The 26770-nt window shown below is 66.3% G+C and carries 33 protein-coding genes; 15 read left to right on the plus strand and 18 right to left on the minus strand.

The window, feature by feature from the left end; translation table 11 throughout:
- Positions 1 to 9 precede the first annotated feature (9 nt).
- Genes AB0637_RS19570 through AB0637_RS19590 form a run of 5 tightly spaced genes read right to left on the minus strand, consistent with a single transcriptional unit; the run spans position 10 to position 10822 of the window.
- Positions 10 to 891 carry a hypothetical protein gene (locus tag AB0637_RS19570; protein WP_366174361.1) on the minus strand — a complete coding sequence of 294 codons (882 nt, stop codon included), beginning with the start codon at positions 889 to 891 and terminating at the stop codon, positions 10 to 12.
- Complete coding sequence (locus AB0637_RS19575; RefSeq protein WP_366174362.1) at positions 891 to 6593, minus strand: hypothetical protein; 5703 nt, start codon at positions 6591 to 6593, stop codon at positions 891 to 893. Before AB0637_RS19575 ends, AB0637_RS19570 begins: the two co-directional genes overlap by 1 nt.
- Before the next feature lie 10 nt (positions 6594 to 6603).
- Positions 6604 to 7065, minus strand: coding sequence for a hypothetical protein (locus AB0637_RS19580; protein ID WP_366174363.1), 462 nt, complete (start codon positions 7063 to 7065; stop codon positions 6604 to 6606).
- 9 nt (positions 7066 to 7074) lie between these two features.
- Complete coding sequence (locus AB0637_RS19585; protein WP_366174364.1) at positions 7075 to 8919, minus strand: hypothetical protein; 1845 nt, start codon at positions 8917 to 8919, stop codon at positions 7075 to 7077.
- 7 nt (positions 8920 to 8926) lie between these two features.
- Positions 8927 to 10822 (minus strand): hypothetical protein, encoded by a 1896-nt coding sequence (locus AB0637_RS19590; protein WP_366174365.1) that lies wholly within the window; start codon positions 10820 to 10822, stop codon positions 8927 to 8929.
- A gap of 65 nt (positions 10823 to 10887) precedes the next feature.
- Between AB0637_RS19590 and AB0637_RS19595 the strand changes: the two genes are divergently transcribed.
- The 15 genes from AB0637_RS19595 (at position 10888) to AB0637_RS19665 (ending at position 19753) form a co-directional block, all read left to right on the plus strand.
- Entirely contained in the window at positions 10888 to 11025 is a 138-nt protein-coding gene (locus tag AB0637_RS19595; RefSeq protein WP_366174366.1) for a hypothetical protein, read from the plus strand.
- A 1941-nt stretch (positions 11026 to 12966) separates the two neighbouring features.
- Positions 12967 to 13356, plus strand: a complete 390-nt coding sequence (locus AB0637_RS19600; protein WP_366174367.1) for a hypothetical protein — start codon at positions 12967 to 12969, stop codon at positions 13354 to 13356.
- A gap of 108 nt (positions 13357 to 13464) precedes the next feature.
- Positions 13465 to 14160: a hypothetical protein gene (locus AB0637_RS19605; RefSeq protein WP_366174368.1), complete on the plus strand. Its 696-nt coding sequence runs from the start codon at positions 13465 to 13467 to the stop codon at positions 14158 to 14160.
- Between the two features lie 97 nt (positions 14161 to 14257).
- Positions 14258 to 14806 (plus strand): antirestriction protein ArdA, encoded by a 549-nt coding sequence (locus AB0637_RS19610; RefSeq protein ID WP_366174369.1) that lies wholly within the window; start codon positions 14258 to 14260, stop codon positions 14804 to 14806.
- 88 nt (positions 14807 to 14894) lie between these two features.
- Positions 14895 to 15368: a hypothetical protein gene (locus AB0637_RS19615; protein ID WP_366174370.1), complete on the plus strand. Its 474-nt coding sequence runs from the start codon at positions 14895 to 14897 to the stop codon at positions 15366 to 15368.
- A gap of 87 nt (positions 15369 to 15455) precedes the next feature.
- A complete protein-coding gene (locus tag AB0637_RS19620) occupies positions 15456 to 15791 on the plus strand; it encodes a DUF3846 domain-containing protein (protein WP_366174371.1) in 336 nt (111 codons plus the stop codon).
- Positions 15792 to 15963: 172 nt separating this feature from the next.
- On the plus strand, positions 15964 to 16200 hold the full coding sequence (locus tag AB0637_RS19625; RefSeq protein ID WP_366174372.1) for a hypothetical protein: 237 nt from the start codon (positions 15964 to 15966) through the stop codon (positions 16198 to 16200).
- Positions 16201 to 16276: 76 nt separating this feature from the next.
- A complete protein-coding gene (locus tag AB0637_RS19630; protein WP_366174373.1) occupies positions 16277 to 16495 on the plus strand; it encodes a hypothetical protein in 219 nt (72 codons plus the stop codon).
- A gap of 107 nt (positions 16496 to 16602) precedes the next feature.
- Entirely contained in the window at positions 16603 to 17019 is a 417-nt protein-coding gene (locus tag AB0637_RS19635; protein WP_366174374.1) for a hypothetical protein, read from the plus strand.
- 180 nt (positions 17020 to 17199) lie between these two features.
- Positions 17200 to 17499, plus strand: coding sequence for a DUF6378 domain-containing protein (locus AB0637_RS19640; RefSeq protein WP_366174375.1), 300 nt, complete (start codon positions 17200 to 17202; stop codon positions 17497 to 17499).
- Positions 17496 to 17930 carry a hypothetical protein gene (locus AB0637_RS19645; protein WP_366174376.1) on the plus strand — a complete coding sequence of 145 codons (435 nt, stop codon included), beginning with the start codon at positions 17496 to 17498 and terminating at the stop codon, positions 17928 to 17930. The genes AB0637_RS19640 and AB0637_RS19645 overlap by 4 nt, the downstream gene beginning before the upstream one ends.
- The gene (locus AB0637_RS19650) at positions 17927 to 18469 is read left to right on the plus strand and encodes a hypothetical protein (RefSeq protein ID WP_366174377.1); all 543 of its coding nucleotides are present in this window, start codon (positions 17927 to 17929) and stop codon (positions 18467 to 18469) included. The genes AB0637_RS19645 and AB0637_RS19650 overlap by 4 nt, the downstream gene beginning before the upstream one ends.
- A 167-nt stretch (positions 18470 to 18636) precedes the next feature.
- Positions 18637 to 19032, plus strand: a complete 396-nt coding sequence (locus AB0637_RS19655) for a hypothetical protein (protein ID WP_366174378.1) — start codon at positions 18637 to 18639, stop codon at positions 19030 to 19032.
- The gene (locus tag AB0637_RS19660) at positions 19029 to 19361 is read left to right on the plus strand and encodes a hypothetical protein (RefSeq protein WP_366174379.1); all 333 of its coding nucleotides are present in this window, start codon (positions 19029 to 19031) and stop codon (positions 19359 to 19361) included. Before AB0637_RS19655 ends, AB0637_RS19660 begins: the two co-directional genes overlap by 4 nt.
- Entirely contained in the window at positions 19358 to 19753 is a 396-nt protein-coding gene (locus AB0637_RS19665) for a hypothetical protein (RefSeq protein WP_366174380.1), read from the plus strand. The genes AB0637_RS19660 and AB0637_RS19665 overlap by 4 nt, the downstream gene beginning before the upstream one ends.
- A 1241-nt stretch (positions 19754 to 20994) precedes the next feature.
- Here AB0637_RS19665 and AB0637_RS19670 read toward each other — a convergent pair.
- The 13 genes from AB0637_RS19670 to AB0637_RS19730 form a co-directional block, all read right to left on the minus strand.
- Positions 20995 to 21708 (minus strand): deaminase, encoded by a 714-nt coding sequence (locus AB0637_RS19670; protein ID WP_366174381.1) that lies wholly within the window; start codon positions 21706 to 21708, stop codon positions 20995 to 20997.
- Positions 21663 to 21917 (minus strand): hypothetical protein, encoded by a 255-nt coding sequence (locus tag AB0637_RS19675; protein ID WP_366174382.1) that lies wholly within the window; start codon positions 21915 to 21917, stop codon positions 21663 to 21665. The genes AB0637_RS19670 and AB0637_RS19675 overlap by 46 nt, the downstream gene beginning before the upstream one ends.
- Entirely contained in the window at positions 21914 to 22120 is a 207-nt protein-coding gene (locus AB0637_RS19680; protein ID WP_366174383.1) for a hypothetical protein, read from the minus strand. The genes AB0637_RS19675 and AB0637_RS19680 overlap by 4 nt, the downstream gene beginning before the upstream one ends.
- On the minus strand, positions 22117 to 22710 hold the full coding sequence (locus AB0637_RS19685) for a hypothetical protein (protein WP_366174384.1): 594 nt from the start codon (positions 22708 to 22710) through the stop codon (positions 22117 to 22119). The genes AB0637_RS19680 and AB0637_RS19685 overlap by 4 nt, the downstream gene beginning before the upstream one ends.
- Positions 22694 to 22849, minus strand: coding sequence for a hypothetical protein (locus AB0637_RS19690; protein ID WP_366174385.1), 156 nt, complete (start codon positions 22847 to 22849; stop codon positions 22694 to 22696). Before AB0637_RS19690 ends, AB0637_RS19685 begins: the two co-directional genes overlap by 17 nt.
- A 145-nt stretch (positions 22850 to 22994) precedes the next feature.
- Positions 22995 to 23201, minus strand: a complete 207-nt coding sequence (locus tag AB0637_RS19695) for a hypothetical protein (protein WP_366174386.1) — start codon at positions 23199 to 23201, stop codon at positions 22995 to 22997.
- Complete coding sequence (locus AB0637_RS19700) at positions 23198 to 23887, minus strand: hypothetical protein (protein ID WP_366174387.1); 690 nt, start codon at positions 23885 to 23887, stop codon at positions 23198 to 23200. Before AB0637_RS19700 ends, AB0637_RS19695 begins: the two co-directional genes overlap by 4 nt.
- Positions 23888 to 24018: 131 nt before the next feature.
- A complete protein-coding gene (locus tag AB0637_RS19705) occupies positions 24019 to 24252 on the minus strand; it encodes a hypothetical protein (protein WP_366174388.1) in 234 nt (77 codons plus the stop codon).
- Positions 24249 to 24635: a hypothetical protein gene (locus AB0637_RS19710; protein ID WP_366174389.1), complete on the minus strand. Its 387-nt coding sequence runs from the start codon at positions 24633 to 24635 to the stop codon at positions 24249 to 24251. The genes AB0637_RS19705 and AB0637_RS19710 overlap by 4 nt, the downstream gene beginning before the upstream one ends.
- A complete protein-coding gene (locus AB0637_RS19715) occupies positions 24598 to 25194 on the minus strand; it encodes a toprim domain-containing protein (protein WP_366174390.1) in 597 nt (198 codons plus the stop codon). The genes AB0637_RS19710 and AB0637_RS19715 overlap by 38 nt, the downstream gene beginning before the upstream one ends.
- The gene (locus AB0637_RS19720; RefSeq protein WP_366174391.1) at positions 25076 to 25519 is read right to left on the minus strand and encodes a CHC2 zinc finger domain-containing protein; all 444 of its coding nucleotides are present in this window, start codon (positions 25517 to 25519) and stop codon (positions 25076 to 25078) included. Before AB0637_RS19720 ends, AB0637_RS19715 begins: the two co-directional genes overlap by 119 nt.
- Before the next feature lie 159 nt (positions 25520 to 25678).
- The gene (locus AB0637_RS19725; RefSeq protein ID WP_366174392.1) at positions 25679 to 26020 is read right to left on the minus strand and encodes a hypothetical protein; all 342 of its coding nucleotides are present in this window, start codon (positions 26018 to 26020) and stop codon (positions 25679 to 25681) included.
- A gap of 1 nt (position 26021) precedes the next feature.
- Positions 26022 to 26768 (minus strand): AAA family ATPase, encoded by a 747-nt coding sequence (locus AB0637_RS19730; RefSeq protein ID WP_366174393.1) that lies wholly within the window; start codon positions 26766 to 26768, stop codon positions 26022 to 26024.
- Between the last annotated feature and the right edge of the window lie 2 nt (positions 26769 to 26770).

Below are 26770 nucleotides of genomic sequence, written 5' to 3' on the forward strand. Positions count from 1 at the left end.
TCCTCTCAATCAGACGGGAGACGCGATGGCCTTGAACAGCTCGTTCGCGTAGGTGGTCGCGGCCTGGTAGGCCCCGTACTCGGGGCTGGCCTTGGCCTTCTGGGTGAGGTAGTAGTTGCCGTCCAGGCCACCGGTCGAGGTGGTCTTCTGGTTGACGGCCCTACCGTCCTTGTACGTCGTCACCTGGTTGGTCGTGACCGGGTTCGCGTACTCGGCTTCCTGCAGGCTGGCCGCGAGCTTGCTCAGCTCACCAGGGGCAGCCTCGCGTCCGAAGGCCGCGCGGAACACGTCCTGGATCTTCGAGGCAGCCTCGGTGGGGTTGGTGATGTCGAAGGACTGGGAGGAGGTCTTCTGGTCCCCATCGGGGATGCCACCGGCTCCTCCTGCAACATCGGGACCACCCAGGAGGGAGATGAGCTTGCCGTCAGCCATCGAGACCGAGTACGGCGAAGCCCTCTTGTCCCCCGCCTGGTAGGCCGCACCAGCCTCCTCGGCGTAGGCCGACCAGTACTTGGCCAGCGTGGTGGGGTCCACCGCCTGGGCGGCGGTGATGATCCCGAGCTTCACCAGGTGCTGGCCCCACGCCGCGCGCTGCTCGGGGGTCATCCGGATCCAGTCGGCCTTGGTCTGGCCGACCGAGGTCTTGGACACGACCACGTTCCCCTGGGAGATCACGTTCCCCTGGGCGTCCTTGACCTGCTTCATCCCGTGGATCTTGCCGTCCTTGCCCTTCCCGCCGTACTTGCCGTTGCGGGCCTGCTCGGTGGTCTCGGCACGGTCCTGCTGGGGGGAAGCGGTGCGCAGCTCCTGGGCGTCGATCTTCTGCTGCGCGGTCAGGTCGGAGTCCTCGTCGTCCCCACCGGGGGCCGAGGAGAAGTTGGGTCCGGGCACTAGAAGTCCCCCTTCATGTTGTCGAACTGCAGGGCCTGGGAGTACATCTGCTCGAAGCCGGGGTCCTGCGCAGCGAGGTCGAGGACCGACTGGTCCCACATCTCCTTGAGGCCCCGGGCCTTCTTGCCGTCGAGGGTGCTCAGCCCCCGACGCTCCATCTCCTGCTTGAGCGAACGACGGTTGCTGAGGTACTGCTCGAAGAGCTGGATGTCCATGCGGTTGTGACCGACCGCAGGGATGAGCTTGTCCTGGGCGAACACGAGGAAGGAGTTCGCACCCGCCGTCGAGCGGGTGTTGTAGTCCTCGTAGAAGGCCGGGTACTGCTGGGACAGCTCGTCATCGACGTAGGCCGACAGCATCTTCTTGATGCCCGAGGCCCCCTTGGCGTCGAGGCTGGGAAGCCCTCGCCGCTGCAGCTCCATGTTCGCAGCCATCCGGGCCTTGGTGTACTCCACCCAGCCCATCTGCTTGTCGAATCGGTCCTGGGCCTCGTCCTTGCCCAGGGTGCGCCGCTGACCGTTGGCGATCTGCGACTGGTACACCCCGTTGTCGTAGGTGCCCCCGAGGTTCTCCGCACCGATGAAGGCCCAGCCCATGTCCTTGTCCTGGGCGATCTGCCGAGAGAACTTGCGGGAGTTGTCCATGACCTCGGCGTAGGGGTTGATACCCGAGGTGTTCTCCGAGAGGTTGATCGTCTTGGCCCCGAACTCAGGGAAGTCCGTGAGGAACTTCTCCCGGGCGTCGATCGGCTTGACCTCGCCGTCCGGACCCTTCTCGGTCTTGCCCTCGTACCCCTGCTTGTACTGCCGGTAGGTGTCCTTGTAGAACTGGTACTGGTCCTGCGGCCTGCGCGAGATGGGGCTCGTGGCCGAGTCCCAGGCGCGCGTGAGGAAGTAGTTCCTCGTCCGGTTGGTCAGCTCCCGGTCCCAGTCAGGGTTGCCGATGATCGGGGTCTTGCGCAGACCCTGCTCGTAGCGGACCTGCTCGGTCGCCATGATCTGGTTGCGGATGTTATTGACCTCATCGGCCGACCCCACCCCCATCGCAGCCAGGGTGAACCGCCACCAGTTGGGCAGCAGCGCGCCACCCGCGTCCTCGTTCTTGACCCCGTAGGGCAGCAGGAAGTTCTTGACCACCGCGCTGTCCCCGAACTCCGGGAAGGTGTGCAGGAGCAGCTCGTTGGCCGGGATCCCGATCAGGGGGCCGAAGCCAGGCATGAACTGGCTCATGCCCTCGCCCTGGAAGATCAGGTTCCAGTTCCCCTTGGGGACCACCCAGTTCATCCCGGACACGCCAGCCCCCGCCAGGGGCTGAGCGAACTTGGGCACCATGAAGTACTGGTTGCCCTTGTCGTCCACGGCGGTGAGGCTGCCGTGGTCGCGGTCGGTGGCCATCCCCGGCTTGAGGTAGTTGTACAGGCGGGTGGGGTCGTCGTAGAACAGACGGCTCCACTTCACCAGCACGTCCTGCGTGGCCCCGGCGAACGGGGAGATGTACCGCATCTTGTTGATGATGTCCATCTTCGAGGTGTTGTCGTACAGGGTGTTGCGCACCTCGCGCTTGGCCAGGGTGTCCGCGCTCTTCTGGAACTGGCGGTAGATCTCGAAGGGCACCTGCTTGTCAGCCGTCGCCCCGTAGCGGTCGAGGGCCTTGCGCAGCTCGTCCTTGTAGACCTCGGAGTAGATGCGGTTGCGGGCACCGTAGAGCGAGGGCTTGTCGGCCACCAGCTCGAAGTACTTGCCCGTGGTCTTCTGGTAGAAGTCCAGCACCTTCTGGCCGGGGCCAGGGGTGTACGGGTTCATGAGCGGCCCGTGCACGTCCGGCCTGGTGGCCGCGTCCGGGAAGATCTTGAGCAGGTCGTCCGGGGTCACGTCGCGGGCGCGAGCCAGCGTGAGCAACTGGGTCCCCTCGGCGCTGCCGGGGAACAGGTTGTCCAGGTGCTTCTGCTGGGCCTGCAGCCAGTGGTTCTGGTCACCGGCCCACCGCTCGTCCTTGGCGTGGTTGGCCCAGGAGTTGCGGGCGTCGATGTCGTCCGCGAGGAACTTGCGCACGTCGTCCAGCTCGCCCCCGGCGAGCATCCGGCGACCCACCACGTCCTTGCGGATCTGGTTGATCGCGGCTGCAGCCGACTGGGACCAGTTGGCCATGCCGCCGTTCACCACGCCGTAGTCGTCGCTGGCGCGCATGTCCTTGATCATCTGGTTGGCCAGCTCGATGCCGTAGGCCTGGCTGGGTCGGCCGTTGGTGAACAGCTCGTCCAGCTTGGAGTCGGCCTCGCCCTTGGTGGCGTAGGGGTTGATCTGGTGCCCGTTGTGGAACTCGGGCTTCATCCCCAGCACCTGCTTGTCCGGCGTGTCCCGGCGACGCGCGAGCTTGCCGTTGCGGGTACGGATCAGCGCGGCCTCCACGAGGCCCTTCTGCCGCTCAAGCTCGTTGATCTGCTTCTGCCGCTCACGGATCCCCTTGGCCCGAGCAGCGTCGGGCCGGTGCACGATGCGCGCCTCGGCACGAGAGCCGTACAGATCCTGCCAGGGGTCACGACCACCGTGGCTGGTGTACTCGGGCAGAGCGAAGATCTCGTCGCCCTCGTCAGCACGGTGCGCTCGGTCGGGGAAGCCCATCCCGAGGCGGTCGTTGTACTGCTTGAGCAGAGCCTCGTCCACCTGGCCACCAGAGGCCTGCCACTCCCGCCACGCGGCGCGGCCACCCTCCTTGTCCCAGCCCATCATGGCCTTGAACTCGTCGGGCATCCGAGACCACTTGGTGGTGTCGATGCTCTGGCCCTCGGTGCTCTTGTAGGAGCCGATGACGTTGCGCTGGGCGGGCTTGCCCAGGTAGGCCCGGCCGTAGCCGTGGTAGGCCATGTAGTCGCTCAGGATGGTCTGATCCGCACGGTGACCCTTGCCGTCGATCCAGGCCTTCCAGGCGGCCTGCCCGCCGTCCTTGTCCCAGCCCATGACCTGCTTGAGGTCGTCGGGCACCGAGCCCCACTCACGCAGGTCCAGCGGCTTGCCGTAGACCGTCGTGGCCGTGGTCCGGGCGGTACCCGAGGCCGGACGGAACCGGACGTTCCCGGCCTGGATGTCGGCCGACTTCACGTCGTTGAACCGCACGGTCTTCCAGTCCCCACCACGGCGGACCTGGATGGCCCGCTTGGCACGAGCAGCCGAGCGCAGCGCGTTGCGCGCCTCTTCGACCGTGCCACCGGCACGCTCCCACCCACCGGGGGTGTTCGTCGCCCACCGCTTGGCAGCCTGCTCCGAGCCGGACAGGTAGACCCCACGCGAGCCGCCCTCGTTCTCGAACCGCCGGGGCATCTTGGTGGAGCCGTGGAACAGGGTCTCGGGCGTGGCCTCGAAGTCCGCGCGGGAGACCTTGGGGGCCTGGGTCTGCCAGGTCGGACCAGCGTTGCGGATCTGACCGATCTCGTGGTTGAGGTGGTCGATCTGGTACTGGATCCTGGCCTGCTCTGCAGCAGCCATCTGCACGTCGGCGTAGGCGTAGCGCCGCCAGTTGCCCAGGACGTTCTTGAGGCCTTCCAGCGCGGTCTGCACGTAGACGTGCCCACCGAGCATGGCCAGGGTGCGGGCCTGGTCGTCAGCCGCCACGCGGATCCCGTAGGCGGGGCGCAGCAGCATCGCCGTGGACCACAGGCCGGTCACGGTGTCCAGGGCCTTCTTGGCCATGACCTTGGTCGCGTACGCATCCCCGGCACCCTTGGACAGATCCACGTCCTTGAGGGCCTTCACCGTGGCGTCGATCAGGTCGGCGTCCGGCATGTGGGTGGCGTCTTCGAGCATGGTGTTCAGCAGCGGCTTGTCGTAGGTGATGGCCTCGCCGTTGAGAGCGATGACCGTCGCCGTGCGACCCTCGGCTGCGGAGTACAGGCGAGCACCGGTTTGGAGCTGACGACGCACGTCGGCCGAGACCTTGCTGGCCACCTCCATGATCTGCTCGATCTTCTGGGTGTCCGGCACGAGGGCCGTCGCCCCGCTGGGGCTCTGGACCTCACGCATCACGCCGTGCTTGCGCGCGGCCTGCTCGTACATGGACTCGTTGGCCTGGTGGATGACCGACTGCCGCGCCTCGCGCGTGGGGGCGTCGAGGAACCCGTTGACCCAGCGGTCCACGTCCTCCTTGGTGGTGCCCGCCATGCGGTTGAGGTTGTTGCGGAACTGGACCGCGCCCTCCCCCACGTTCGTGAGGTTGACGTAGGCCGGTCGCACCGAGTCGAAGGCGTTGACGACGTGGATCGTCCGGCCGGTGGCCGAGTCCTTCACGACGGCGCGGCCATCGCGCAGCTTAGCCACGCCCGCCTGCACGAACCCCGGCAGGACGCCTCGGTCGGTGTAGGAGTTGACGTTGGCCATGAGCTTGTTGGCCGAGTCGAGCTGCAGCTCAAGGCGAGCCCGCTTGGCGTTGACCTCCGCGAGGCGGTTGGTCTCCATCCAGTAGGCCGACTGCTCCGCAGGGTTCTTGGAGTCGAAGCGGGGCTCAGGAGCCCGCATCGCCTCGGGGGCCTCCCCCATCCGGCGAAGCTCAGCGGACAGGTCCGCGTGCTCCTTGGCCAGGCGGTCGATGGCCGAGGCGTCCCCGGTGATCGCACCCATGATGTTGTTCCGAGCCGCCAGCTTGGTGGTCGGGTCCGTGATCGAGTTCGTCCGGGCGAAGATCGAGGCCAGCGCCCCGCCGTCCGCCGTGTTGAAGAACGTGGGCAGCTTGGCGACCGAGGCCGCGTCCCCCGCCTTGTCGATCTCGTCGTACATCTTGTAGGTGTTGTCCCGGAAGTTGTTGATCCGGGTGGCAGCGATGCGCCGGTCCAGCGCCGAGCCCTCGGTGATGTCCTTGGCCCCGACACGAGCACCGGACTCCAAGGCCGTGTTCGCCAGGCGAACCTCGTCGACACCATTGAGGGTGCCGCGCCCGAGCTTGGCCAGCTCCCCTGCACCAGGCAGGATCTTGTTGAGCGGGTCGGCCGTCAGGTTGCCCACGAAGTCCACGGTGCCTGAGGTCATCCGGCCAGACCAGGTACCCTCGTAGAACTCCTTGCGCTCCTTGATGCTGGCGTTCGGGTTCCCCGAGAGGTTGAGGTTCCCGTCCTGCCACACCCTCTTCTGGTGCGGGTTGTTCTTGGGGTCCTGCAGGCGGGGGTCGTTGGCCTCCACCTGCTCATCGAAGCCGTACTGGTTCGTGATGAACCACTGCTCCTCGGCCTGCGCCTTGGCCTCGTCGTACCGCTTGGCGTAGTACTCCTTCTCCTTGGCCGGGTCCGAGGACCACCCGTCCGCCGTGAAGAGGTCGTACTTGATGGCGCTGGCGTGGTCGGTGACCGCCTGGCCGAAGGAGTAGGTCTCCGAGTTGTCCCAGGCCGTCTTCCACTGGCCACCGTCGAGGTAGGAGCCCAGCCCCTTGGAGCCGTTCTGCACGTTGGTGTTCATCTGCTCCAACGTGGAGACCGGGCGGTTCCAGACGTTGTTGTAGAGCCAGTGCAGCGGAGCGATCGTCTGGACCACGGCCTTGCCGACCGGAGTCGCGGCCACGTTCTTGCTGCGCTGGACCTGCGCCTGCAGGTCGTTGCGGGTCTGGGTTTCCAGATCCTCGTCACCCGTGGCCTTGGCCACGCCCCACGCGATGGAGGGCAGCAGCCAGTTCCCCGGGCCAACGGCGGTGAAGAAGTCACCAGTGCGGGACCAGAAACTCATGGGGCCTCCTCTAGGAGCGGGCGATCAGGGACCGGACGTACTGCCGGAAGGCGGGCGAGGAGTTCTCGTCCGTGGTGGCCGAGAGCATCGCGGGGAGGTACTGGCGCATGAACTCCATGTCGCCCGCGAGGGCGTCCTGGTAGTTCTGGCCACCCAGACCCAGGGCGTCCACCCCGGGTCCAGCGCCTACGGCGGCACCAGAGGTGACCGGCACGTCCGGCATGGAGGAGGGAGCCCCGAACGGGGTCATGGCCGACAGGGCGCTGGCCTGAGCCTGCGCCGATCCAGCCTTGAGGTTCGGAGCCTTGGCCAGGGGGGCGGATTGCTGCAGGTTGCGCATCTCTGCGCCGTCCCCGTAGTCGCCCCCGGTGATGTCGCGGACGGGCTGACCGTCGGTGCGCTGCGAGAGCGCACCGGGGCCAGAGACCGCCGCAGGTTTCGCTGGGGCCTGGTAGCCCCCACGTCCTGCCATCGTCTACTCCTAAGCTGCGGGAGCCATCCGGGACACGGTGGCTCCGAGGTTCGGCTGGCCGGAACTGGACATCCCGGCGAAGTACTGCTGCAGGTCCGGACGACCGCCCGGTCCCTCGGTGGCCTGACCGAGCTGCATCTGCCCCGGCAGACCATCGGAGTTGAAGCCGCTGGCCTCTCCCCCACCGCCCGGAGTGGGCTGGCCGGTGAGCGGGTCGATCCCCTGCTCGGGGGCGGCCTGCTCCTTGGGCGGCTCCGGAGGCGGGAACGCCTCCATGACCACCTCTTCGAGGGGCTTGTTCTTCTGCAGCGCAGCGGTCACCTTGGCGACGACCCCGAGAACAGACGAGGGGTCCTGGCCGTTGGCGATGAGCTGAGGGATCGACTGGGCCGTGGCGGACATGGCCTGCAGGAGGGAGTCCCGCATCGCCTCCACCTCGATCTTCTTGCCCTCCTCGGCCGCGTTGATCCCGGCCGGGAGCTGCCTGCGCGAGAAGTCCTTGGACAGCAGCCCTGCGGCCTGGGCCTGCAGGGTGTAGACCAGGGCTCGGTTGGCGTCCAGACCGGCGAGCATCCCGTAGGTGGCCTCCACCGTGTGGTCACCCTTGATGTCCTTGGAGGGAACGTAGGTGATCTGGTAGGGCACACCGCCGTCGTTGCCCCGGACCTCGCGCTCACGGTTCGGCCAGAGCATCTCGTCCAGCTCGAAGCACTTCTCCATGACCCGTTCCAGGGCCATCTTGAACTGCGTCTGGGCGTCGGAGATCATCGTGGAGAACCCGGCCATGAGCTGCTGGACGCCCTTGCCGGTGATGACCGAGGCGTCCACCTGGCCGTTGCGGGCCTCGCTCCCGGCGATGCCCCCGGTCAGCTCGCTCTTGAGGAACTGGACCGACTGCCAGGTCTGGGGAGGCAGGTCCAGCCGCGCACGGCCGACCGAGTTCACGCCACCCTGGGCACGGATGACCGCGCCCGGACCCACGGGGATCTCCCCCACGTCGGGGGTGACCACCAGCGGCGCACGCACGGCGGTGTCCGCGCCTTCCAGCGCGAGCATTTCCATGCGGTGCAACGCCAACATGACCCAGATGAGGTCATCGAACTGCCCGCGCACCTCCTCGTCCAGCCCGGGACGGCGGGTGCAGACGTACCAGCACTTGCCGATCGGGTTGGGCGTGATCTCCAAGAGGCAGTTCTGAGCGTCCGGGCACCACAGCGCGCACCAGTCGTCGTCGTTGTACTTGATGACCTTGACCAGGCGCGAGCCCTGGGTGACCCCCGGGGCCGTGAGCTTCTGCTTGAGGTGGGGGTACTCGGCCACCAGTTCGAGCTGGTCGCGGTAGAACACCCGGGCCACGGCGATGGTCCGGCCGTAGCGGTCCCAGAGCGGGTACATGCCCGCGCTGTCCTCGACCACGATGCGCGGAACCTTCTCCTGGAAGTCCGGCTCCACGCAGATGCCCAGCACGCCGTAGGTGACGTACTGGTCCGCAGCGAAGGTCATCTGCGCGTCCAGCCGGGACTGCGCGATGTACCCGTTCACGATCTTGGTCCGCTTGTCCGCGAACCGCCTGGCCCTGTCCCCCAGCATCGAACTGCTGCTGCAGTTGAAGGCCGGGAGCGGAGCCAGGACGGAGGCGATGTCACGGGCCGTCTGGTCGATCGTGTTGGCGACGATCGGCCGGGGCCAGTCGTCAGAGAACAGATCCGGTGCCACCCGGTCGAAGTCTCCCCGCCGAACCGCCTGCACGTCCGAGGCGCGCTTGTCGCGCTGGGCGTAGCGGGACTGCAGGGCCTCAACCCGGGGCAGGATCTTCTGCATCGCCGTGAAGGCGAGGGCGGCGTCGTACGCCATGATCCTCCTAGCTCGCGTAGCTGCCGTACTCCTGCATGGGTACGACGACCCGCGAAGCGCGGTCGCGCTTCGAGGCGTAGGGGTTGTGGGTGAAGTGCTGGATGTTGCGGCCGACGTGGAGAACCTCGCGGGCGCGGAGTTCCGCGAACCACAGGGCCATCGGGCCGTCCATCTTGAGCTTGTTCCCCCGGACCCCCGGCTGCCAGGTGATGAGCTGCTCGACCAGGGCCTTGAGGCCCACGGAGTCATCGACCCTCGGCAGGTGCAGAAGGTTGTCGCCGTTGTGGGTCTCGCGGCCCGCCCCGTCGTTCACCTTCCGCTTGGACCCGAAGAGCGGGGCGACCGAGGCCACACCGAAGTCCGGGTCCTGCTTGTTGCGACCCGTGTAGTGAGGCTGCATCCGGATCCCGCGCTGGCGCAGGAACTCGTTGACCTCCGGGTCGTGGAAGAGGAAGAGCTGGAAGGCGTTGGTCTCAACGACCACCTCGTTGACCGAGTACTCGACCGCCACCTCCTTGATGAGGTTGCGGATCCACTCGGGCGTCGGGGCCGCCTGGACCCAGGCCTGCAGCACGTACCTCTTCTGGGTCTGCCGGTCCACGGCCATCACCAGGGCGAAGGTGTCGCCGGTCATCGCGGGGTCCAGGGAGAGGATGGTGTACATCCCCTCCATCCCCCGGCGAGGGTGGTCGATCGCACCCGGCACGAGCAGGCCCGCGCGCCGCCTCTTGTCCTGGCTGCCCGAGATGCACAGGGGGTCGAACACCGAGTCGGCGTTGACCCCGAGCTGCATGTAGGTCAGAGCCCAGATGCGGGCCGGGATCTGGTCCCGGACCCGGCTGAGGTGGAAGCCGTCCCAGCGGGGGTAGTTGCCGTCCTCGTCCGGCTCCACGTCCCCCGCCCCGTCCCAGGGCTCCTGGGCGACCGGCCACAGGGTCTTCCAGTCCTTGGGGTCCTCGGCGTACTCCAAGACGGCAGGCATGGCCAGGTGCGTCCAGGGCGAGACCCCGGAGATGAAGTGGTCCGGGTTGAGCAGCTCGGAGTACAGGTCAACCGGCGCAACGCGCGTTCCGATGACGAGCAGACGGCCACCAGAACCGGGGAGTCGAGAAGCGACTTCCTGGGTCAGCCAGCGCATCTGCTTGTCGTACTCAGCGGCGTTGGTCAGCGTCACGGCGTCGTCAACCAGGATTAAGTCAGCGCGAGCACCGTAAATCTGGCCGGAAAGGCCGATGGCCTGGATGTTGGGGTCCTTCTCGCCGCTTGTTCGCAGCTCGTCGGAAAGGTAGATGCGGTCTGCCGACCAGCCGCTCTCGGACGACTTGAACCCCTGGGAACCACCGAACGCCGCCTGCAGCGCGGCCCACCTCGGAGAAGTGAGTCGCTGCTTGATCGCCCAGAGGAAGTCCTTGGCGAGCTGCTGGGTCTTGGAGACGATGATGATCCGGATGTTGGGATTCATGCACAGCCGGTAGAGGGCGTACTGGATCGTGATCGTCATCGACTTGGCGTGGTTCGGCGGGACGTTGATGAGGATCCGGCTCTTGTCCCCCGCCTTGTAGGTCATGGCCGGGTGAAGTTCTGGCTCACGACCCTCAAGCACGTCCACCCATACTTTTTGGTGCGGGTAGAGGGGCTGGCCCAGGAAGTCACGACAGAAGGTCTCGAAGTCGATGTTCGCCACGTCGGCTTCCTTGCCGACCTTCATCGCTTCTGCCCGCTGGTGGCGAGTCTCGTCCACCTTCTTGGCGAAGTCGGGCTCGTTCGCCCGCCAGTTCTCGTAGGCCTTCACGGTACGAGAGGCAGCCTCACATGCCTCGGCCACGGAAAGGCCTGCCGCGATTCCGGCGATGACCTTCTTCTGGGCGTCGGCCTTGGAAAGGCCCTGGGGGCGATTGGCCACGAGGGCTCCTCCATGTGGGTGACTGCGGTGTTCCATGTGGGTGGGGGGCGCTACGCTCCCCCGCCATGCGCAAACGACTCGACGCGATCCGCTTCTGGCTGGTGCTTCATAAGCCGATGATCGTGCTGCTCGCGTTGATGGTCTTGATTCCCGCACTGTTCGGCGGGCACAACGACTTGATCCAGAACACGATGGGCTACTGAGAAAGCTGGGTGAGGCGCACCGGGAGGAACATCCGCTTTCTGCATCTACCGGTGACTTACCTGCGGATCGGCCTCTGCCCTACTGGATTCCCTGGCGACCTGGGGGGAGGCCGGAATCCCGGAGCCCCTCCCCCCGCTCGCAACAGGGCGACTAGGCAGCCAGGGATGCCCTGGCGCGCAGCACGCAGGAGTCGAGCCATGCGCGCCGCTGGTCGGGGTGCGCTGTCTCTACTGCGGCCCCCACCTCCACAACGCCGTGGATGGCGTGGGCCGTCTGGGAGCCCAGGCGCTTCGCCGCGCCAAGCGGGCCGATCAACTCAAGCTCCGGCATGGACTCCCCTCCCCTGGTGGCTGCACGAGCGCCATGTGCGCTCATCCCACACTCGGGATTCGGGGGGCGGATCATGAGACGTTTCCAAGATCACGGCGGCGGCGGGACCCTCATGGCCACGACCCCACTCCCCCGGCCTGACCCTCCGGGCCAGCCCTGTCAGCGACCCTCTGCGTCCTTGGACGCTCAGTGGCTCTAGGAGCCTCTCTAGGGTGTTCTGGGGGGTACCTGCCCTCAAGGCCTCCCAGGCCCTCCTGGGCCTGCTGCAGCCCCTCCCAGGGGCACATCTGAGCCCGGCCTCTGGGCCGGTCTTGAGTCAGCGACCCGTTCAGGGGAGCTTGCTCTCCCATGAGCACTCAGCGCGGCCTTCTGGCCCGCGCCTGCTCTCCCCCATGACCATGTACGTCCGCGAGTTGCGCGGCCGTCTGCTCCATCTCGGCCGCGCTCCGCACGTCCGATGAGATGCTCTCCATGATCGGGCGCTTGAGCGCCCTCACTCATATATGTCCATGTAGGCACAGGCTCAGGCCTGTGCATAACTTTCTGACCTGCAACGATGCTGTCTGAGCCCCCCTGAGCCCAACCGGGAGAAAATCCTGAGACAGACTCTAGGTATGGGGGTGGGGGGCCTCGATTAAGCATGTCCGGGTCGATGGTGTGTCACGCTCGGTGAGTGATCCAACACGGAGAGTGAGCGCCCAGCAAGGGCCTGGATGCACAGGCTGTGACCGCATGGTCACCCTGTGTGGTGGTTGGACCGGTCCAAGATGCACGGTGAGGGAGTAGGTGGCTACTCATGCACCCCGTGGGCAGGGCACAGCAGGCCCCAGAAGGGGCCAGCGCAGGGCATGGGCAGCTCAGGACAGGGGAGAGGGCTCGCAGGCCCTTCCTGTGCCGACAGTCCAGCTCGGTCGCTGCCTGGCGATGGGGGGGCAGGGGGCAGGGGCGTGACGGATCGGCACGTCATCTCCGGTCGCTGCGCGACGCTGCGACGCCATGCCACGGGGGGCACACGAGCACCGGGGGAGGGGCATCACTGCAGCTCAGCGCCACGGTGCATGAGTCGAGTTGACACACCAGCACCGGAGGGTGCAGAGTCCTCCTCATCGCCACAACGGCGAACGGTTCTTCGCTCACAACTCCACACCACCAGCCAGGCGGGCCAGCTCTCCGGAGTGGCCCCCACCGCCCCAAACAGACATGGCGACTGCGACCCACCTAGTGAGGCCAGCCGTTCAGCGCCCGGGGCGACGGGGGAGAGGCCAGCTTGACAACGGTGTGGGATGCGTGCCAAGATCTACTCAAGCACCGGGAATGACGCGAAAGCGAACCACCTCCGGATGGGGGCAGGCGGGACAGCGGACGGCCTAGTGCACGACTCTTGAGAACTCAATAGAGCTATTCCTCTCACCCTCGCTACGGCGAGGGCACGAGGGTTGACGATGGTGCGGGGGTCAAGCTCCGTACGTCCTAGCTAGACCAGCCCGTGAGTCCTGAGCCCAGTGATTGTGACTGGGGGAGGGCAGGGCCTAGCGGGGGACGGTGAGGCAAGCGCACGTACCAACGTCATCCCGATGCCCTTTCCGCACGACACACTGAGGTGAGACGCAATGACCGTTTTCGACGACCGCACTCGTGCCATCATCACGCGCTCTGGGACCATGCGGCCCCAGGACGTGGCCGATGGGATCTTCGTGGCCCTGGCCCACTTGGTCGCCTCCGGGAACGCTCCGGAAGACCAGGCGCAGAAGGTGGCGAACGATCTTCGGGTTGCCCGTGATGCGTTCACGGACAACATCGCAGCGGAAGAGGCAGGCCTGCCCATCGACATCGAATCGTGCCAGCACTCTCACGAGCGACTGGCCGAGGAAATCGAGGACGCTGCCGACTACGTGAGCGGGTGCTCTCCCGTGGGGTGGACCTACGGAGCGAATGAGAACGACCCTGCCGAGGCTGGGTTCTACCCGATCGACTCCGACGGTTACCCGATCGAGCTGTGAGCTAGATGCCTTGCGTGATTCACGCATCCCGGTGTAGGATGCGTGCATCGCGTTGGTCACCTAGACCAGACGCAAGACCAACAACAACGTGAGAGGAACGTGAGACGAATGACCATCACCCTGGACCGCCTGACCCGCCCGGAGACTCTTTCTGAGATCACCCACGGGTTGACCGGCCACCGTTGGTCCGAGTACGACTCCCTGAACGGGGGAGACCCCGTGCCCCTGGTGGGCTCGGAGTACTCGTGGTCCGCCGTGCGTCCCCTTCTTCGGGGTGAGGCTGACCTGTTCATCATCGACGCTACATCCTGGGGCGAATACTCCGGGGGTAGCTCTGACATCCAGCGCAGCAACTTCCGTGCGCTGCTCCGGGACTTCCCCGAGTCGTTCGTGGTGATCGGTTCCTCCGGTCACGACGGAATGGCTCTGGGGCTCCCGGCAGGAATGGGGATCGACCCGTCCCTCGTGGAGATCATCGAGGGCCTGGCCGAGTACCCGCTGTACGACGAAGAGGACCACTCCGAGCTTCTCGAAGAGGTCTGGACTGAGGGTTGGGACTACCGCGTCCAGGACGTGCGTGCCGACCTGGAACGCATGGAGATCACGTTCGAGGACTCGACTGAGGTCGTGGACAACGACTGGATCCAAGAACACTACGAGGCGCACCGCAACGTGTGCCACTGGGGTCCCACCTTCGACGGTGCGGACACCGCCGTGATGCCCGAGGGCGACCACGAGCGCGTCATGGCCGAGGTCGTCAAGGACTACCGCGTGGTGGTCTTCAACTGGCTCATGGGCCGGTGAGCTTGCGTGAGGCATCCCCTCGTGGGGTGCCTCGCGTTGGTCTACCGGACCACCGTCCCGGGCGGCATCCCGGAACCCTTGAGAGGGAGTGAGTGACATGACCTTCCGACTGGAAACCACCTCCACCTTCACCTCGAACGGCCTCGAAGAGGGCCGTTACGTGACGGCGGGGGAGGCGTGGCGGGCCGCTGCCCTGGACTACCTGTCCTCGGACGCTGGGCTGCCCACGGAAGCTCTGGAACACCACGCCGAGGCCATGCAGGCCATGAGCGAGGCGGGGGAGTACGAGGTCGAGGACGGGGAGGTGATCTCCGTGATCGATGTGTCGGTCGAGCTGGACGAGATGATCGAGGGCTCCTACGTTCCTCGTGAGGCGATCGTGGCCTACGGCTCCAACGTGGGCTACGACCTGGACAACCTGAGTGACTGGCTTGAGGAGGTCGAGGACGCCTACGCCGGGGAGTGGGACGACCGGGAGGACTTCGCCCGGGAGACCGCGAACGATCTGGGCGTGCTGCCCAAGGACAACACCGACACCTGGCCCCTGTACTGCATCGACTGGGAGCACGCTGCCCGGGAGCTGTTCTACGACTACACCGACGCGGAGAACCCGAGCGGGGGGATCTACGTCTTCCGCAACATCTGAGCCGCTTGCGTGATGGGCAGGGAGGCCTGCCCGTTGCGTTGGCCACTCAGCCCTGAGTGAGACCAACCCAAGAGAGGACGTGAACGACATGACCGAGACCGAGGCCGTCAACTGGCCCCTCGTGGACGCGGTGCTGGCTCAGATCGAGGCGCACCCGGAGACGTGGAACCAGGAGCACTGGCGCTGCGGGACCTCGTTCTGCTTCGCAGGCTGGGCCGTCGAGATGAGCCCCGATGCGTCGTGGGTCGAGGACGAGGGATGGGCCGACGACGTGAAGCTGCTCGTGCACGGCGTGGTGATGAAGTACCCGCCTGGCCACGCTGCGGCACACCTGCTCAACCTGCCCGGAGACGCGGGTGACGACCTGTTCGAGGCGACCAACTCCCTGGACGACATCAAGGCCGTCATCCGCAACATCCGTGCGGGGGAGTACGAGACCAAGACGTGCGAGTTCTGCGGCCAGGACTGGCCCGCCTACCGGGGCGACGAGTGCCCCGACTGGGACACGAGCCACCAGAACTTCTACGCGGACCAGGACCGCTACGAGGACGACGAGGACTGACCGCTTGCGTGCGGCATCGGGTGACCGGTGCCGTGCGTTGGCTGCCAGGGCTCCACCTGACAGACAACCAGAGAGGGAGTGATCGACATGGCCAAGGGGATCGTGATCCCGGCCGACGAGGCCCAGCCCATGCGCGTCATCGACGTGCGCGAGCTGTCCGACCTGCAGTTCGTCGTGGGCGGGTACATCCAGCCCGCGCCGATCGAGCGTGACGACTTCTCGCTCTACTGCGACGAGGAGGGCAAGCTCAAGGGCTACCCGCTCAACCAGCGGGCCGACATCCTGTGGGGTGCGTTCCTGCCCGAGGAGTACCGGATGCCCGGTGACCACCTCGTGGGGGACTGCGTGCTGGCCTCCTACGATGAGGAGGCCGAGGGCTACGTGGACGTGCCCGAGTTCCTGCTCGACCAGCTCAAGCTGTGAGGCTCACCAACCGGGCATGGACCCTGGTGATCTCCGTGACGTTCTTCGTCGCCGTCTTCGCCCCGAGCTTCGTGCCCGGGGGAGGAGTGCAGGCCTGACCGCTCGTGCGGCTCACGTCCCCGTGACGTGGGTCGTGCAAGCTGCCAGACTGGCAGTGGAGAGAAGAGAGGATGTGGACGACATGAAGCGCAAGATCTTCTGGACCGACCAGACGCGCACGGATGGGCTGCAGTGGCAGCTCGCCCTCACGATCGAGGACGAGTGGGGCTTCTACGACCTGCCCGTGTACGTGCACGGCGACAAGGCCACCGTGGACGTGTCCGTGGCCGTGCTCAACGAGCGGGTCTTCGGGCTCAACACGGTCGAGGCCCTGCAGATCCTCGCATCCAGCCACGCGGCGTCCCGATGACCGAGCCGCAGCTCCGACAGGCGGTAGGCCTGTGACCTGGGAGCTTGTGGGTCAGATCGCAGCCGTCGCTGCCATCGTGGGTGGGGTCCTGTGGGCCGTGCTCAAGCTGGCCGTGCGGGGTGACCTGGCCGTGGCCAAGGCTGAGCAGAGCGTCGTGCTGGGGGACATCAACCGCCAGCTCGCGGCCCTCGACGGCAAGGTCACGGCTGGCTTCGCCACCGTGCAGGCGGACGTGACGATCATCAAGGCCGAGGTCACGAACCATGATCGTCGCCTGACCAGCGGTGGCATCTAGGCCAAACGAGGCCGATCACGCAGTGGTGTTGCATGGCCCCTCTACGCGCATGTAGGATGCGTGCGTAGAGGGGCCGTGTTGCGCTCCTGACCGAGGAGGGGGAGAGCATGGCCATCCGGACCAGGAAGGACGAGCGAGAGCAGGTCGCTGCTCTCCTCGAACAGGACTGGGAGTCGGCGGATAAACTATCCGACGCCCTGCTGAAACTCTCCTACGAGTTGTTGCAGAACCGAGAGTGGTGGGTGTTCGGAGCCCGCGTGGACGGCACGCTCGTGCTGCCCTACGGGTTCTTCTCCACCGACAAGGAGGCCGTCAAGGCAGCCCAGCAGATCGGGGGACCGATCGCAGGAGTGGTCAAGATCTACCCGACCGCGAAACTCCGCGAGAAGATCCTCGCTCTGTCGAAACCCATTGAACCCTCGTGCCCGGACTGCGGGCACAAGTTCGAGATCCACATGGCAACCGGAGCACGTCCAGGCTGTATCGAGAAGAGATGCAACTGCGAAAGGAGGCACGCAGCATGAAGCACTGTCGAACTGGCAAGTTCCGGTACCGCACGGAGCTGGACGCCAAGATCCGAGCATCGAAGATCGAGGGCCACGCGAACAGGAACCCCAGCGGAGACGACTGGGAACCGCAGCGTGCCTACTACTGCAACATGTGCGGTGGCTACCACCTCACGACCCAGGAACAGAGGACTGAGCGTGTCTGAAACCGTTGCAGCGCAGGCACTTACGCCTCGCAGCCGTGTCCTGCAGACGGCGGACGACGCCATCCACGGGGACCGAAACACCCACTACGGGACGCCCACCGAGAACTTCGAGCGCATCTCGAAACTCTGGTCGGTGTACCTGGGGCGCAACGTCTCTCCTCGTGACGTGGCCATGCTCATGATCCTCCTCAAGGTGGCTCGTGGCATGAACCTGCTGACCGAGGACACGATGGTGGACATCGCCGGGTACGCCGCGTGCGGGTGGGAGTGCGAAACTCAGGTCGTCGCGTGACCAGCGACACCATCCGCCTGAGCCGCTCCATGCGGCGCAAGGCTGAGCACCGAGCAAGCCAGCGCATGAAGTACCGGTACCCCTTGGAGTACCGGAAACTGCGTGAGGCAGCGCGTGAGTTGTACCCGTGGGGGAGCACCAACTGGGCTACCCGCAGGTCCACCTACGTGTACCGGTCGCTGCGCAAGAACCACCCCGACAAGTGGGCCGAGTACTGGAACGTCGCGGTGCAGCAGGTGCACACCGAGCACGGCTGGGAGGACGGTCGCAAGACCGGTTCGGGCAAGAAGCCGAACCCCAACCTCCCGGGCCGCGAGGTTCCCTGCCCGTACTGCGGGGCCGAGATCGAAGCCCCGTGCCGTCGCAAGGACGGTCGCACCGCCCACACCCACAAGGACCGGCTCATGCTGGCCCAGAAGGAAGCAGCATGACTCCCGAGGAGGTGCTGGCCCGCCACGAGGGCCTCGTCCACCTGATCGCCCGAGAACTGAGCACTACCCAGTGGTCGATGGACGACCTGGCCCAGGAGGGCCGCACTGCGTTGTGGCTGGCCGCTGTCGAGCGGCCGGACGACAACCTCGACAAGCTCGCCTCCAAGGTGATCCGCTCGCGGATCCTCAAGGTGACCAGCAAGGGCCGTGGGTACGGCGCAGAGTTGGGGGAGGGGGAGGACCGCAGGTTCGAGCCCCGCTCCCTCTTCTGGACGGACGGCGCGAGCGAGGAGTCCAAGCAGGTGGTCGAGGAACTCATGGGCCACGACCAGAGCGCAGAGGACGAGTTCCTCGCCTGGGAGGCCAGCATGACCTCGGCCATGTGGCACGCGCTCAACGGACCCGAGCGAGTCGTCGCTCGACGGCGCATCGCAGGGGAGACCAACCGCGAGATCGGCAAGGCCCTCGGCACGCGACCGGCAAGGGTCGCGGACATGCTCAAGGGGATGCGCGAGAAGCTCGAACGAGTTCTGGTGTAGCGGGTGCAGGATGCGTGCGCTGGGGGGTAGGCTGACCACGCAGTGTCGGGGTTCGTGACCCCTAGTTCGCACCCCGCCTGCAACGACGGGGCTCCCCGCGCCCTACCGCCCCCCGGAGGTCCGCAGGGGAGTCCCGTCACTCACAGTGAACCAGATCGGAGACCGTGGTGGCAGACAAGATGGGTACCGCGCGGCTTCGCCAGCTCGTGGTTCGCCTGCAGATGGACCTCGACCGCTGGGTCGAGCGTGACCAGATCGAGGGCAGTGTGGCCGACGAACTCGGGTACTACGCCCGAGAGTTCGCGGTGGCCACCGACGACTGCGAGGAGCAGATCCTCGACCTCGCCGGACGCAACGCCACGGTGCTCGCGCCCCGGCGCGACTTCCTCGTGAGCCGTGACCTCGACGCTGAGGCTGAGACGCAGGCCCGCATGGACGCGGCCGACGAGGAGGACGAGGACGAGCGTCCCGAGCCTCCGATGGCTCAGGTCACCGACGCAGAGCGCGACCCGCACCTGGTGTACCGGCGCAAGGGTCAGCAGCGACCAGACTGGTCGGCATGACCCGCATCGACGCCCAGGTGCTGCACAACCTGGACTACCCCTGGGATCCCGAGGGCCGGATCTGGACGATCAAGGTCGTGGACGACCTGCACGTCATGGTCCACCCGTTGATCTTCACAGCGGCCATCATCGTCCGACACGGCGTCTGGGCCGGTGGCTTCGCGGACTTCTACACCGACCGCTGGTGCTACCACGACGTGTACGCCGCTGTGCGGGCCGCTGAGGCCTGGGACCCGGCTCAGGAGGACGAGCCCACCGGCTGGCACCGGCACCCGCTGAGCGGGCGACGTAGGCCCGATGGTGACCCGTCCAAGGAGGAGAAGGTGTGAGCAGTCCAGCGTTCAAGCATCGCCGCCTCAAGCGCAAGCTCCGGGAGGTGATGGCCCCGCTCGACCGGGCCGGGGTGGTGACCCAGTACGACCGCAGGGGCCGACCGATCCCGGCCTGGCGCTGGGCCTGGCTGTTCGAGAACTGGAAGGGCTACCGGCGCGTAGCCCGCACCGAGGTGGGTGACGCCGTTGTCACCACCATCTGGGACGGCCTGGACCACGACCTGTTCGACTCCCGGCCTCGGATCTTCGAGACCGCCGTGAAGCGGCCCACCAAGGGCTACGACATCATCGGCCGCTGGCCCGACGAGGCCACGGCCCTGCTGGGTCACGAGGCCACGGTGAACGAGGTCAAGGCCCAGCTCCGCTGGGAGGACTACGAGCGGGCCTGACGCCTCTCCCCCACCATGATCCGTGCCTGAGTAGAGTCATACTCATGCACCCGTCAGAAGGCCGGGGGAGAGGTGCGACACACCGCTGTGTGCACCGGATCCCACACATGGCGTGATGATCCGCTAGGTTCACCGGAGACATAGCGAAGGCCCCGGTGCTGAGAACACCGAGGCCTTCCACCCGCAGACCAATCGGAGTGATCGGCAGGTGCTACTCATGAGTGTACGTGGATCGGCTCGCAGCGCCTACCAGACGCGCCGCTTGACTGCCAGGTCTGCGCGGATCACTCGCTTCCCTCTGTCCGCCCGCTCGACGCGCGCTGCTGCTGCGGCCTGCGCTGCGACGGCTCTCGCCTTCCGCTGCTCTTCCTCCTGCCGGTACGCCTCGCGTTGCGCCAATGCCTCGGGCGTCAGGGTGGACGGATCCACCGGGGGAAGCTCCTTCTTGGCCTTGAGCGACTTCCTGCCCTGCAGGCTGCCGGTGGCCCCAGATCCTCTCGACATGCGAGAGATCATGCACCAGACCCCCGACAAGGGGGGTGCGACCGGCTAGGTCCAGCGAACTTCCCGACACGACGCTGTGTCGTAGTGCGCCCCCCGAGGGGGGTGGCCCGGTACTAGGGACTCCGGGGAACCACTGACTCTTGCTTGGCGGCTGACGAGTCAGTGGACACCTTACCCTGCCCTGCCCGAGGAGGCCAGGGTTAACCCTCGTTGATGAGCAACACCCTGATGCCCGACTAGGACCGGGCGACGTTGGTTGGTGACCTGCGGCTCTGAGAGCGGAGCCGTGGTGGACGCAGGCGAGGTTGTGCCTTGACGACAGCACGACGCTCTTCGAGTGCCCCCGTAGGGGGCGCTCCGCTCCGCTCCGAGAACCCCAGCACGACCTCGTTCCTCGGCCGTCCTGGCCGGGAACCGCGCAGGCGAGTTGGCACTGGCGAGGGACACGCTCGACTGGCCTGGGCCACCGTCTCCTGTTGTGAGACCCGCCCCTCTCGCGCATCCCACGTCGAACCTGAGAAGATGCGATCACCCCGTTACGAGGAGTCACCATGAGCACGCATCGGAAGTCGGTCCAACAGCTCGGCTCGATCCTCAAACCCTATGGACTCGAAGTCGAGCGCACCTCGAACCAAGCCGTCGTCTACCGCGACGGGAAGAAGATCGCGCGGGTCACGATGGATGGTGGCGAGACCTCGGTGATGGGGGCAGTGCGGCTCCTGCGCAGCCGGGGGGTCCTACCCCATGAACAGATGGGAACTGAGAAGCCCGGAACTACCCAGCCAGCAGACACGCGCAAGGCCAGAGCCCGCAAGAAGAGCCCAGCACCCGTCACACGGCTCCCGCGTGACGTAGAGCGTGTGCCTGCGGACAGGCTCGCAGTGAAGGACGGCGTTCGTTTCGGCGTGTACGGCCCGGCACGGGTGGTTGACGCCCTCTCCCGTGTACGGACTGCCGGGGGGCAAGACCTCGACCCCGAGGCGACCGCGCGGGCAGCCGCCAGGCTGGCTGCCGCAGACCGGAGAGCCGCTCGGGTAGCCGTTGTAGCCAACGCTCCCGACCCGGTGGTTGCTGTCGAGGATGACAGCGCCGACCTTGCTCCGGAGGCAGTCGCTGCGGAGAGCAGCAGCCTGTGCCAGGCCGATGGCCCAGCGGTCCCAGCTCGGACGTTCCACGAACTTCTCCCTGTCACCATGATCTTGAAGCAACTGCTCGACGGTCTCGGCTCGACGCGGGAGATCGCAACCCTGTGCGGGATGCCCCACTCCACGTTCTCCTACATCCTCAGTGGCCGGGTCCGCGTGACCCCCAGAGCCGCGATGAAGTTCGAGATCGGCCTGGGGGTCGAGGGTCTCGCTGAGCGCCTGCTGCTCGCGCAGATGCGAGACGACCTGCGCGAGATGCGCTACTTGGCCAAGGCCGGGGAGCTCTGACCGACGCCGATCCCCCACACCCAGACCATCGAGTCGCGGATCTGCTGCAGGTGCGAGGTGATCTCGACCGAGGGGTCCGCGTAGCGGCTGGCTCGCATGATGAGGTCGCGGTCACCCGCGATGTACTCGTCCAGCCAGCCCACGAGGGCCTCGGCCTCGTCGTAGCGGTCCTTGGTCTCCGTCCACCAGTTGATCTCCTGCTCGGTGGGCGTCAGCTCGGCGCTCATCGCAGCAGCCTGCGGGCCACCAGGGGCAGCGAGAAGAGTAGGACGACGAAGAACACCAGGACCAGGGCGAAGCAGCCCCACAGGGGCGCGAGGACCCAGATCCAGGCCCAGTCCAGGTGGTCGGTCACCTTGGCCAGCACCAGGGCCAGCGTGGCCAGGATGGACAGGGGCCACAGCGTGGGCACACGCACGGACCACTTCATGAGGTCTCCTCTGGGAAGGTGCCCCGCGAGGGGGCGCGAAGGACCAGGCCGTTGGTGCGGAGGAAGTCCTCCACGTCGAGCTGGTCCGCGATGGCCTTGAGCGCCCGGTAGATCAGGCGCTGCGTGTGGGTCCAGGAGAACCCGATGTGCTCTGCCACCTGCTTGATCTGCAGGCAGGCCGCGTAGCGCAGGAGCAGTGGCTCTTCCAGCTCTGGCCCCAGGCCGGCGAGTTGGTAGGCCACCCTCACTTGAGACACGAGTTGGCCCCACTCCCCCTCGGGCTGGTGCCCTCGGAGGTTGTGCAGGATCTCGGTCAGGGCCATCTCCACGATGGCCACCCGGTAGTAGTCCAGGTGCTCGGGCTTGAACCCGGAGACCAGGGGCAGCGTCCGCTCGGCGTACGCGCCCATGTGCTTCTTGAGTTCGGCCCGCAGTCGCCCGGGGTACCGGTCGAGCAGGTGCTCGATCCGCTCTTGGTGGGTGTGACACCACAGGTGTCCCTCCTGGCGCAGGTCATCCAGCTCGACCTCGCGGTAGACCCGATGAACCTTGCGAGCGGCCTGCTCCACCAGCTCAGCGACGGCGGTCATGCCAGGCGTCCATGATGGCGATGGCAGCACGGAACGTCGGGGCCATGCCCACCACGTTCCCGGGGGCAGCGATGTACCACTCCCCCGTCGTCCGGCTCATCCAGATCCGGAAGGGCTTGCGCCGCTCGAAGGCGTTCATCTGGTCAGGTTCTCCAAGTACGCGAAGAGGTGGTCCCGGTAGTCCTTGTTGTTCGGGTGGATGAAGCGCAGGGCGTCGAGCCCTGCCTGCAACATCTCGATGTCCCTCTTGGAGAGGGCAGCGGTGTACCTCGGGACGATTCGGTTCACGACCGAGCGATGGCTGCGTTGGCCCAGAACATGGCCTCTTCGAGCTTGGTGATCGCCGTGGACTTCTCGCGGCCCTCGGGGAGGTTCTCGTTGAGGTCACGCGCAGCGGCCCACAGCACGCTCCGCACCTGGCTGTGCTGCACGACCCGAACAGGGTCGGGCTTGTGGTAGTCGAACCGGTGGTCGATGTCCAGGGGGCTCATCCCTTCCAGACCTTCCCGTCGAAGTAGAACTTGCCGTCCTTGATCGGGATGGTCATCGGGGTGACCGTCTTCCCGTCCACCACCAGCACGCCGAACCCGGCCTGCCAGTTGGCGATGCCACCCTTGAGGTAGGTGGCCTTCTTGAGGTCCATGAGGTGGCCCACCTCGAAGCCCCAGAGCTGGCGCAGAACCTTGCCGCCGAACGCTGCGGCCTGGTGCTGCAGGCCCAGGCGGTGGGTGTGCCCGCACACCACGGACATCCCGGTCTTGCGGGCCAGGCCCATCGCGGTCGAGCCGGGGATGTGGGACACCCCGGACTCGTCCCCGTGCAGCAGCAGCCAGCCGGGGACCGGCGACCAGGGCTCACGGTGGAACTCGCAGTTGATCGAGTCCAGCTTCATGAAGTTCTCGAAGCGGTACTCGGGCAGCTCCGGGTCTCCGTAGAGGGCCGGGGCGTACTGCCGGACGTAGTTCTCCAACCGGTCGTCGTGGTTGGAGCGCGTCAGGTGCTTGACCCGCAGGTCACGCAGGACTCGGAGCGTCTCGTTCCGGTCCTTGCCCACCGTGCCGGTGAACTCCCCCTTCATGCCCCGGTGCCACCGGGACATCTGAGGTGCGTCCATCGCGTCACCGACGCAGATCGAGTCGAGGTTGCGGTCAGCGATGAAGGTCGCCACTGCAGCCACGGCTCGGTTGTCCTGGTACGGAACTTGAAGATCACTAATCACTGGGATGATCTCAGGCACGGGGCTCCCGATCGGTGCAGAGGTAGGCCAGGAAGACCAGGGTGATCGCCCAGGTGGCGAAGTCGAAGAACTCAGTCACCGATGATCTCCGTGGTGACCTTGAACTTGCCGCCGAGGGCGAAGTGGCTGAGCCGCTTCTCCACCTCGTCCAGCGAGGTGGCCTCGATCTGCTCGTTCGACATGGCCTTGTTCACGATGAGGTCCGCCGTCACGCGGATCTTCATGCGCCGCACCTCGAAGAGGTCGGGGTCCAGGTAGTTGTCGAAGACCAGGGACCGCAGGTCCGGGGTCAGCGGCTTGCTCACAGGTAGCCTCCGTTGTCGATCCGGTGGGTGGCGAAGAGGTCGTCCTGCACCCAGGCCGAGGGCTCGTCGTTCTCGACGTTGATGTACTCGGTGCCCACGCGGACGAAGTACTCAAGGGTCTTCACCGGGGCACCGGTCTGGTGGTCCACGGACACCCGCAGGCGGGCGGTCTCGGAGTACTCGATCTCCGGGCCGCTCAGCACGTCGGAGCGCAGGGTCTCGAAGACCGAGTGGATGTCCAGGCCCTTGACCTCGGAGTGGTCGGCCTTGCCGCTGCGGTGGAACCACCACCCAGCCTCGCGGTACAGCTTGGCGAGCACCTTGGGGTGCACGTCGTACTCGATGTCAGAGTCCGCCAAGATCGCGGACAGCTTCTGTGCCACCGTTGAACCCTCCCTGGGCCAGGTAGTAGTCGTTGAGATCCTGGCCCTCGGCCGGGACGATGACCGCTCGCGCGGTCGGGATGTCAGAGACGACGGTCTTGGCGAACTTCCGCCCCGCCTCGTCGTTGTCCCCGAACACGAGGACATCCGAGAACCCGGCGAAGAGCCGGGGGTGGTGCTTCTTCCAGTTGTTCACGCCGACGACACCCACGGCCGGGATGCCGCACTGCCAGGCCACCCAGGCATCGGGCTCGCCCTCGGTGATGGCCATGACCTCGGTCTTCTCGAACAGGTTGTGCGGCCAGTAGATCCTGGTCACGTCACCCGTCCGGAGGGGGAGCATCTTGGGTCCCTCCCCCTCCATGAGCTTGAACCGGAGGCTCTCGGCCCCGGTCCTGCTGTAGCTGGGGACCGCCAGCCGCCCGATGAACGGGCGAAGCTCAGGAGAAGGGTCGGTCGGGACGACCCCGAGCCGGAACTTCTCGGCGGTAGCGCGGGCGATACCCCGCTTGTCCAGATAGGATCCCGCCGCGTCGAGGTTGTCCTGGCACTCGGCCACCAGGGCTTCCAGAGACGAACGACTGGCCGAACTTGAAGGCGTCAGCAACGCTCTCGAAACCTTCCATGAGCATGATGAGGGTGATGGCGTCGCCCCGTTCCCCGCAGGCGAAGCAGTTCCACACCCCCTCGCCCAGGTTCAGCGAGCAGGATGCGTCCCGGTCTGAGTGCTCCGGGTGAGGGCAGCGGATCTTCTGGTTCCCGCTGCCAGACTTGCCGTAGTGGATCTCGTAGTGGTCCAGCACCTGGCCCAGGTCTGGCCTGGGCAGCTTCACCGGTCCTCTTCCCAGTCCTCGTCGGCGCGAGCCTCGACGTTCAACTCCCACTGGCGTTCAAGTTTCCAGAACGCATCGGCGCTTGAGTTGAGCGGGATCCCCCGCATCACTCGGGGTCCTGGTGGTTGTTCGCCAGCACGAGGAAGAAGTCCTTGTCGCACCAGGCCTCACCCCAGATGCGGGTGGCCGGTTGGCCGCAGACTGCACAGGTCATACGAAGAACTCCTCCATGCTGGTGATGACCCAGCCCTGGCCGGTGCCCTTGCCCCGGTGCTTCACGACCACCAGGGGTGTGAGGTTGGCTGGGTCCAGGCCTCGGTGCTTGGCGTAGTTGTCGCGCTCGACCACGGCCTGTCGCCACCAGTCCGGCAGGGACCAGCGGGCCACATCCTTGGCCTCGATGATGTACTGGGCCTGGCCGTCCTTGACGACGAGATCTCCCTCGTCTTCCTTGCCCGCCAGGCGCAGACGCTCAGCGTCGTAGCCGTCCTTGCGCAGCCAGTCGAGGATGCTCCTCTCCCACAGGCCACCCTTGGCACCCGCCCTGCCCACGTCAGTACCCCGTCCAGTGCTCGAAGCGGCACAGTTCAGGCCGCGACTTCAACTTGATGAACCTCTTGCCGGTGGGGTCACAGGGACCTCCACGGTTGGCCACGCAGGCCACTCCGAAACGGTTCGTCGCCGGTTCCAGAGCGACCGTGAGTACGACCTCGGGAAGCTGGGAGACCTTGCCCTGGATGCCCCGTCTTGGAGCCGGGACAGTGGCGTCGGTCTGCACTGCTTCCGAGACGTGGTGCAGGACGAAGATCGCTGCACCGGTCTCGCGGGCCAAGCCGTGGAGTTCCTTGAGGATCCCCTGCATCCCCACGGTGGGGTCGTCACCGTCGGACTCCCCCACCACGTTCATGAGGTTGTCGATGACGATCACCTCGGGCCAGACGCCGTGTGCTTCCACGTAGGCGTCCAGCTCGTCGGCCAGGTCCCAGAGGGTCGGGGCCGAGTCGAACACCCACTGGATCTGGGAGTCCCGCACGGCGTCCTGGTAGAACTCAGGCCCTCCCTGCTGCAGGAGGTGTTCTGCCACCTGGTCCGAGGGAGTTCCCGTGACCGTCGCGGACAGCCGGGTCATGGCCTCGTGAGAGTCCATGTCGGCCGACACGTACAGCGTCGGGAGTCCCATCTTGTGCACCCACCAGAGCCCGAGCAGGGACTTCCCCGCCTTGGGCATCCCGGTGAGCAGCACCATCTGTCCCCGCTTGGGCTTGCACCCGTTGCGGTACAGCTCTGCCAACTCGGGCACCT

Source organism: Kineococcus sp. NPDC059986, assembly GCF_040702905.1.
Taxonomy (GTDB): Bacteria; Actinomycetota; Actinomycetes; order Actinomycetales; family Kineococcaceae; genus Kineococcus.